The sequence below is a fragment of the Bowmanella yangjiangensis genome, from assembly GCF_017255015.1.
GTDB lineage: Bacteria > Pseudomonadota > Gammaproteobacteria > Enterobacterales > Alteromonadaceae > Bowmanella > Bowmanella yangjiangensis.
In genome coordinates this window covers 1-389 of record NZ_JAFKCS010000676.1, presented here as the reverse complement: position 1 = coordinate 389, position 389 = coordinate 1, and the positions used below count along the sequence as shown (strand labels likewise).

Sequence of the window (389 nt, the reverse complement as noted above, 5' to 3'; positions counted from 1 at the left end):
CGCTGACCAGGATGCAGCCGTCCAGGCGCTCGACCCCCAGCTGGGTCAGCGCTTGCCAGCAGCTGTCGGGGGCCGGCCAGGCTCTGGCCTGCTGCGGCAGGGCTGCCAGCACCGAGTCCGGCAGCGCCTCGGCCAGGCGCAGGCTGGCATCGCTCGGCAGCCTGTCGAGCCAGGCGCAAGGCACGCCACCATCGGCCAGGTCATTGAGCAGGCGTTCGGCGCCTGGCGCCAGTTCGGCGTGTTCGCCGGCCACCTCGCTGAGCGTCTCCCGCAGGGCCTGCAGCTGCGCTGGCGTTGCGGCGCGCCCCAGCGAAGCCTCCAGTGCCTGCTGAGGGGTGTCGACAGGCGTCGTCGTGCTGCATTCGGGGTAGAGCCGTTGCAGGGCGACG

Annotated in this window: 1 protein-coding gene; it reads right to left on the bottom strand. The window is 72.8% G+C overall.

Annotated elements, in window-relative coordinates:
• On the bottom strand, nt 1-389 hold a 389-nt coding region (locus J0A65_RS26220; RefSeq protein ID WP_206597118.1), incomplete at both ends, for a hypothetical protein.